The organism is Maribacter sp., assembly GCF_039968975.1.
Lineage (GTDB): Bacteria > Bacteroidota > Bacteroidia > Flavobacteriales > Flavobacteriaceae > Maribacter.
Genome location: NZ_JBDVOT010000095.1, coordinates 1 through 7789, shown reverse-complemented (window position 1 = coordinate 7789; position 7789 = coordinate 1). Strand labels below are relative to the sequence as shown.

The 7789-nt window shown below is 31.1% G+C and carries 8 protein-coding genes and 1 pseudogene; all 9 read left to right on the top strand.

What is annotated here, in order from left to right:
* Window positions 1-349: ATP-grasp fold amidoligase family protein (locus ABJI11_RS06665; protein ID WP_348350575.1), on the top strand; the 349-nt coding region annotated here is incomplete at its 5' end.
* Between the two features lie 42 nt (window positions 350-391).
* Entirely contained in the window at window positions 392-1444 is a 1053-nt protein-coding gene (locus tag ABJI11_RS06660) for a glycosyltransferase (RefSeq protein WP_348350574.1), read from the top strand.
* Window positions 1428-2576: a glycosyltransferase gene (locus ABJI11_RS06655; RefSeq protein ID WP_348350572.1), complete on the top strand. Its 1149-nt coding sequence runs from the start codon at window positions 1428-1430 to the stop codon at window positions 2574-2576. Before ABJI11_RS06660 ends, ABJI11_RS06655 begins: the two co-directional genes overlap by 17 nt.
* Window positions 2577-2579: 3 nt before the next feature.
* A complete protein-coding gene (locus tag ABJI11_RS06650) occupies window positions 2580-3761 on the top strand; it encodes a glycosyltransferase family 4 protein (RefSeq protein ID WP_348350570.1) in 1182 nt (393 codons plus the stop codon).
* A gap of 115 nt (window positions 3762-3876) precedes the next feature.
* Window positions 3877-4482: a sugar transferase gene (locus tag ABJI11_RS06645; RefSeq protein WP_348350568.1), complete on the top strand. Its 606-nt coding sequence runs from the start codon at window positions 3877-3879 to the stop codon at window positions 4480-4482.
* An 82-nt stretch (window positions 4483-4564) separates the two neighbouring features.
* Complete coding sequence (locus ABJI11_RS06640; protein ID WP_348350567.1) at window positions 4565-5311, top strand: SDR family oxidoreductase; 747 nt, start codon at window positions 4565-4567, stop codon at window positions 5309-5311.
* A gap of 9 nt (window positions 5312-5320) precedes the next feature.
* Window positions 5321-6139 (top strand): SMP-30/gluconolactonase/LRE family protein, encoded by an 819-nt coding sequence (locus ABJI11_RS06635; protein ID WP_348350565.1) that lies wholly within the window; start codon window positions 5321-5323, stop codon window positions 6137-6139.
* A 4-nt stretch (window positions 6140-6143) separates the two neighbouring features.
* On the top strand, window positions 6144-7376 hold the full coding sequence (locus ABJI11_RS06630) for a glycosyltransferase family 2 protein (protein WP_348350563.1): 1233 nt from the start codon (window positions 6144-6146) through the stop codon (window positions 7374-7376).
* Window positions 7377-7440: 64 nt separating this feature from the next.
* Window positions 7441-7789: pseudogene (locus ABJI11_RS06625) on the top strand (carbamoyl-phosphate-synthetase); the annotation flags it as partial.

Here is a 7789-nt window from a genome sequence, read left to right as displayed (position 1 = left end):
TGTAAGAATGATAAGTGTTGATATGGGTAGAGGTACTGACCAACATTATAGGAACTGGTATAATACTAACTGGGAACAAGAAGAATTTAAATGGTCATCTCCAAAAGAAAATGGAAAAAGCACAGATCCAAGCAGTGAAGATTTAGAAAGGCCCAAAACCTTAAAAGAAATGATAAGGCTCTCTGAGCTTTTGGCAAAACCTTTTAAATATGTTAGAGTTGATTGGTATGATGTAGATGGCAAACTTTATTTTGGAGAATTAACATTTCATCATGATGGTGGCTTTAGACCAATTCTACCTGAAATCTGGGATAAAAAACTAGGAAACGAATTAAATCTCTTTAACTAGATGATCAAAAAAATTAAAATCCTATTCTTCATACCCAATCTCATGGCTGGAGGAGCAGAAAGAGTTATTAGCTTTTTAACCAATAATCTTAACTCTGAATCATTTGATTGCAAATTAATCGTAATTGGCAATGATAAAGATGTTGCCTATGATATAAAAAAGTCTAAAGTTAAATTTCTAAATGAAGAACGAGTTTCTCGTTCCATACCAAAAATAGTTCAAACCCTAAGAACTGAAAAACCAAACATAATAATAAGCACTGTTACTCATTTAAATATAGCTATTGGGGTAGCTTCTGTATTTTACAGAAAAGGTATATACATTGCTAGACAAGCTGCCATAACAAAAGTTAGTTTTAACGTAAGTAGCTCTTCTAAAAAATCTTGGAGACCTGACCTTGTTGGTAAAATTCTTAAGAAAATGGACTACATTATATGTCAATCTGAAGATATGGCTACAGACTGTATTAGAGAATTTGGAGTAAAAGAAGAGAAAATTCAAATTATACGAAATCCAATAACTGACAATTTTAAAATTAATAGAAAGAGTGGTTTAGAAAGAAATCAAATCAATTTTATTACAGTTGGAAGGTTAGCTAAAATAAAAGGACATCTTAGATTGATTAAAATATTATCTAAAGTCAAAATTCCATTTATTTACACAATAGTTGGAGATGGCCCACTAAAGAATCAAATTTTTGATGAAGCCAAGAAGTTAAACATTGACTCAAAAATTAAACACATTCCATACACCAATAAAGTTGCCGAACAACTTAGTCAAAACGATTACTTTTTACAAGGTTCTCTTTCTGAAGGATTTCCAAATGCATTATTAGAAAGCTGTGCGGTTGGCACCCCTGTAATAGCATTTGATGTTCCTGGCGGTACAAAAGAAATTGTTGAAAATGATATAAATGGTTTTTTAGTAAATACGGAAGATGAGTTTATAAATCACTTGAACAATTTACCCGATTTTGATCCAAAAATAGTTTCAGATTCTGTTTATAAAAAATTTGATAAAAAAATCATATTGAATAATTACGAAGAATTTTTCAAAGAAATCGTCAAAAGAAAAGAAGTTGCAGAAAAATATTAAAATTTCAATTTTTATTTATTCAATGTCAGGGGGCGGTGCAGAGCGTGTAATGTCTTACCTTCTACCCTATTTGCAAGCTAAAAACTATGATGTAATCTTAGTATTAATGAATACTAAAATAGTTTACCCTAGTATTGAAAATATTCCCATCCACTATTTAGAAAAATCTGAAGCCAATGAATCTGGTATATTTAAACTTCTTAAGATTCCGTATTTAGCTTGGAAATATGCTCGGTTTTTGAAAAAAGAGAATATTACACATTCCTTTAGCCTACTTACTAGACCTTGCTACATTAATATAATGGCTCGTTGGTTCACCAACCACCCCTACAAACTAATGATCAGTGAACGTAATTACCCTAGTTTACAATATGGTTATGATGATAGTCAAAGTAAAATAAATAGTTATTTAGTTAAAAAATTATATCCTAAAGCTGATTTAATTATAAGTAATGCTAAGGCTAGTACACAAGATTTAATAGATAATTTTAATGTATCGCCAGAAAAGACAGGAGTAATATACAACCCTATTGATTTAAATAAGATAAACGCTATAGCACCTAAGGAAACTTTCTTTGATGATAAATATATTAACCTAGTAAGCGTAGGAAGATTGCAAACTGTCAAAAATCATCAATTAATGATAGAGGCCATTGCCCCATTTGATAACACAAGGCTTTACATCTTTGGAGAAGGAGAATTACGCGAAGATTTACAAGCGCAAATAGATAATCTAGGAATAACAGATAGAGTTTTTTTGATGGGTTTTGAAAGTAATCCATTTCAATATTTAAAAACGGCAGATATTTTTCTTTTCAGTTCTAATCATGAGGGCTTTCCAAATGTAGTTATGGAAGCCATGGCATGTGGTCTACCTATAATAACCACAAATTGCAAGTCTGGCCCAGATGAAATCATGAAACTTAAAGAAACAAAGCTTGACGATATAATGATAACCGATTACGGGGTACTTAGCCCTGTTAGTAATGCTACATTACTTCAAAAGGGAATAGCTTATTGTCTGGAAAACCAGGAATACTTAGATAACTGTAGAATTAATGTGAAACAACGCATTAAAGATTTTGAAAGGGAACCTATTTTAGAACTGTATACTAATCATATCTTAGCTTAATATATGTCTCTTGACCAGAAAAAAATATCTAACAAAAAAATAATTAGAACAGCTGCAGTTCCTGGTTCACTATATGGCTTATTAAAGGGGCAACTTCATTTTTTAAATCAATACTATGAAGTCATTGGTATAGCATCTGAAGGTTCTGTTTTAAAACAAGTAGAAGATCGAGAGGGAATACGCACTAAAGGTATAAACATAGAACGATCAATAAGTCCGGTTAAAGATTTAGTGTCATTATACAAGCTCTACAAGTATTTCAGAAAAGAAAAACCTGTAATGGTACACTCTATAACCCCAAAAGCTGGGTTACTTAGTATGACGGCTGCGTATTTAGCAAGAGTACCTGTTAGAGTACATACATTTACAGGCTTAATCTTCCCCACACAGACCGGTTTTTTAAAAAAGCTATTATTATTATTTGATAAAATTATCTGCAAATTTGCCACTAATGTATATCCTGAAGGAAATGGGGTAAAAAATGATTTACTCCAGTATAAGGTTACTAAAAAACCATTAAAAGTCATTGCAAATGGTAACGTAAACGGTAAAGACCTCTCTTATTTCAACCCTCTCCTATTCTCAGAAGAATCTTTAAAAGTTGAGAAGAAAAATTTAGGTATAACTGAAAAGGATTTTGTTTTTATTTTCATTGGCAGGTTAGTTAATGATAAAGGCATGAACGAATTGGTCAACGCCTTTTGCAAACTTGTTGAAAAAAATACAGATGTAAAATTAATTCTAGTAGGCTCTCACGAAGGGGAAACCGATGTTTTACCAGAAAGCACATGGAATAAATTGAATGCCGAGGAACAAATTATATGGGTAGGTAAACAAGATGACATTAGACCATTTTTAGCTATATCTAACGCTCTTGTCTTTCCTAGTTATAGAGAAGGTTTCCCTAACGTAGTTTTAGAGGCAGGAGCTATGGGTCTACCTGCCGTAGTCACAGATATTAACGGTAGTAATGAAATAATAGAACATGGTAAAAACGGGTATATTGTTCCTTCTAAAAATGAATTACTATTATTAAAAGCCATGACACTTTTTATAGAAGATAAAGAAATGTTATCAGCTATGGCAAATAATGCTAGGACAATGATAACCGACCGTTATGAGCAAAATTTTGTTTGGCAATCTATCTTAAAAGAATATCAACAAATTTTACCCAAAGTTGATTGAATTTTAAAATGGGGCTGTTTTTGACTATTAAACTTATATTCTGACAAATGGTCTATATACCAACTTACAAAAATCTAATAATATTTAATTTAGCTACTTAACCTTAGTCAACAGCATGTATACTAATTTTTTTAAACGACTTTTCGATTTTCTAATTGCTTTGTTTGTGCTTTTAGCCTTTAGCCCTATCTTTTTAATTATCTGGGTATCACTTACTATTGCCAATAACGGCAGTGCTTTTTTCTATCAACAAAGACCAGGAAAGAACCAGAAAATTTTTAAAATTATCAAGTTCAAATCAATGAACGATAAAAAAGATAAGGAAGGTAATTTACTGCCAGATTTTAAACGTATGACGGTTATTGGAAAATTTATTAGAAATACGTCTCTTGATGAATTACCACAATTACTAAATGTACTAAAAGGTGATATGAGCCTTATTGGACCAAGACCCTTATTAGTCTCTTATTTACCATTGTATAGTGAAGAACAAAATAAAAGGCATTTAGTAAAGCCTGGTATTACTGGATGGGCACAAGTAAATGGTAGAAATACCATTTCTTGGGACAAGAAATTTGAATACGATGTATGGTATGTTAATCATATATCTTTCATGTTAGACATGAAAATATACTTCATGACATTCATGAAAGTAATTAAAAGATCAGACATCTCTGCTTCTGAAAATATGACCATGGAAAAATTTGTTGGAAGCAAATAACACTATCTATAGTTTTATCACGTTCAAGTAATAATAATTAGCGCAATAGCCCGTTTTACTATCTGTAATTTAAAAAGTGATAATGAAAACTGTAATGATTTTAGGAGGTGCCAAAGGTGTAGGCAAAGAAATATTGAAGTCCTGTCTACAAAAAGGCTACAATGTTGCCTTCAGCGGTAGACAAAAAGCTGCCGGTACTGATTTAATTAAATCATTAAATGCAAAGGAAAGCCTTTATTTTCATGAACTAGATTTAAATAGCATTGATGGTATTGAAGATTTTTACAATGAAACCATTAAGCGATTTAAAAAGATCGATTCATTAGTTTTATATGCTGGTATAACGCCTATTGCTTCTATTTTAGATGCAGAGGAGGAAATCTACGATAGCGTTTTCAATGTCAACTTAAAAGCTCCGTTTTTTTTAATCAAGCATGTTTTAAAATCAATGGTTAGCCAAAAATCTGGATCCATCATATTCTTTGGATCTGCACACATGGATTACGGTGCTATTGATAGAGCGCCTTATGCATTAACTAAAAATGCCCTAAATACATTATCTACACATATTGCCCACCATTACGCAAAGTATGGTGTAAGATCTAATTATATTGTAATGGGCTGGACCAATACGGAAGGTGAGCTAGCGTTAAGATATAAAGAAGGTATTAGCGAACAAGAGTTAAAAGCACAAGTTTCTGATGTTATACCAATGGGAAGAATGTTAAATACTTTTGACCCAGTACCGGCAGTAATGCATTTAATTTCTGACCAATCTAGTATGACAACAGGTTCTATAATTAGAATTACAGGAGGAGAGTATATATAGTATTCATTTATGAACCAATCACTAATTTTTCATGGTAATTCTGAGCTATTGGAAGGACCTATTTTTGATAAGCAGTATAATTACCTTTATTTTGTATCCATCTTAGACTATTTAGTATACTTTTATAATCCACAAACAAAAGAGCTGTTAAGTGTAAAACTGGATTCTCCTGTAAGTTGCATATACTTATTAGAAAATAAAAAAATTCTCGCTGCGTCTAAAAATGGATTCTTTGAAATTGACTTTAATACCCTACAAAAGAAATTTATTTTTCAAATTGATATTGATGACAAGGTAAGGTTCAATGATGGTATTAAAGATATAAATGGACGATATATCATAGGAACCATGGGATACCCAGAAGTAAAAGATAATATTGGGAAAGTATTTTCATATGATAAGGGACAATACAAAACCATCATAAAAAACACAACTATCTCAAACGGATTGGCTTTTTCTTCAGATAATAAATGGCTTTATTTTATTGATACCCCAACTAAAAAAGTTGCCAAATACATGTATGATTTAACAACTGGCAATGTAAAATTCGATTCTTACATAATTGAATTATTAGGAGCCGGTAGCCCAGATGGCATGTGTATAGATACTAATGGTATGTTATGGATAGCTGAATGGGGTGGGTCATGCGTAACACAATGGAACCCCAATAATGGCAAAAGACTACAACAGTTAGATTTACCATGTAAAAATGTTACATCATGCTGTTTTGACAATAACTTAAATTTATATGTCACTACAGCGAAGTCTGAAACTGATAATGATATTTACGGAGGTGGTTTGTACTATCTCGAATTAAATAAAATATAAACATATGAATACTGTTGAAGTTAGCGTAATTGTTCCGATTTACAGAATTGAAAAGTATTTACCACAATGCGTTGACAGCCTTTTAAATCAATCTTTTATTAATTTTGAATTAATTTTAGTTGATGATGGAAGTCCAGATAATTGCCCTAAAATTTGTGATGACTATGCTAGTAAAGATTCTAGAATAAAGGTTATTCATAAAGAAAACGGAGGACTAGTAAGTGCAAGAAAAGAAGGCTTAAAAAGTGCCCAAGGTACATATGTAACATTTGTAGATGGTGATGATTGGGTAGATAAATTCTATTTAGATATCATGTTTAAACTTGCTGATGCAAATAAAGCAGATCTTGTCGTTACTGGTCATTTCAGAGAGTTTAATGGAAAGATAGAAACAATAAAGCCTAAAAATGTAGGTATATATAATGAGGAAGAATTAAAGTCTAATATACTACCTAACGCAATTTACAATGGTGAATTTTGTGAACATGGTGTTTCTACATATGTTTGGAACAAACTATTTAAAAAAGAATTATTAGATCAAATTCTGTTCAATGTACCAAATGACGTTGTCATGGGAGAAGATGCAGCAATAACATTCTCATACTTAACCATTTCAAAAAAACTGGTCATTAGCAGTGCTCCTCTTTATTATTACAGACAACGACATGACTCCATTGTAAAATCTGTAGAAAATCCTAAAATTGAATATTATAGATTAGGGTTACTTATGAATTATTTACAGTCGAAACTTAAAACGTCACTCGATGAAAAGAATATAAAAGAACAAATTACCTATTACCTTTATTCTCAGATTCTAGTAAGATCTGGTGGTTTAATTTATGATGAAGACGGGTCTGAAGTGTTTAATCCGTTTTTAAATATTGAACAAAATTCTAGGGTCGTGGTATATAGTTCAGGTTCTTTTGGCCAACATATTCTTTCTACCAATATTAAAAACAAATATTTTCAAGTTGTAAATTGGATAGATGTCGATTATCATGAATTAAAAATTGGTAATAATAATGTTAAACCAATTAGTTCTGTAGGAGACTCAGATTATGATTATTTAATTATTGCAACAATAAACCCAAGTTACCACAAAGACATCAAAAAAGAATTAAGTTTAATTGGTGTTGACCAGAAAAAGATTGTGAAAATCAATACAGATTTTAAACAAGTTAGTAATCTACTCGTTCAATTAGGATTTGATAGTGAGTTTAAATTTCAAAATAATTGATTTTTAGAAATTAGAACACCTCATTAATTCTACGATTTTATAAAAAACAAATAAGGTTTTACTTATGAAAAAACTTATAATATTAGGAGGAAATCCTGAAACAGCAATTTTAGTTGACATAGCAATATCAATGGGTATATATACTATTGTTATTGATCCCAACCCAAATGCACCTGCAAAAAAGAACGCATCAGAAACCTATGATATAGATGGTTTTGAGGTTGACAAAATTGTACAACTAGCAAAAGACTTAAAAGTTGATGCCGTCTTAGTTGGTGTAGCTGATATTCTTGTGAAACCTTATGGTGAAATTTGCGCAAAACTAAATATGCCTACTTACGCTAATGAAGAAGCTATTGAGGCTTGTTGTAGCAAAGATGCATTTAAAAAATATTGTGAAAAATTCAATATAC

Bases quoted from the DNA above. Each gene is read 5' to 3' on its own strand.
- ABJI11_RS06650 (WP_348350570.1), top strand. From the start codon at position 2,580: ATGTCTCTTGACCAGAAAAAAATATCTAACAAAAAAATAATTAGAACA.
- ABJI11_RS06645 (WP_348350568.1), top strand. From the start codon at position 3,877: ATGTATACTAATTTTTTTAAACGACTTTTCGATTTTCTAATTGCTTTG.
- ABJI11_RS06630 (WP_348350563.1), top strand. From the start codon at position 6,144: ATGAATACTGTTGAAGTTAGCGTAATTGTTCCGATTTACAGAATTGAA.
- ABJI11_RS06640 (WP_348350567.1), top strand. From the start codon at position 4,565: ATGAAAACTGTAATGATTTTAGGAGGTGCCAAAGGTGTAGGCAAAGAA.
- ABJI11_RS06660 (WP_348350574.1), top strand. From the start codon at position 392: ATGGCTGGAGGAGCAGAAAGAGTTATTAGCTTTTTAACCAATAATCTT.
- ABJI11_RS06635 (WP_348350565.1), top strand. From the start codon at position 5,321: ATGAACCAATCACTAATTTTTCATGGTAATTCTGAGCTATTGGAAGGA.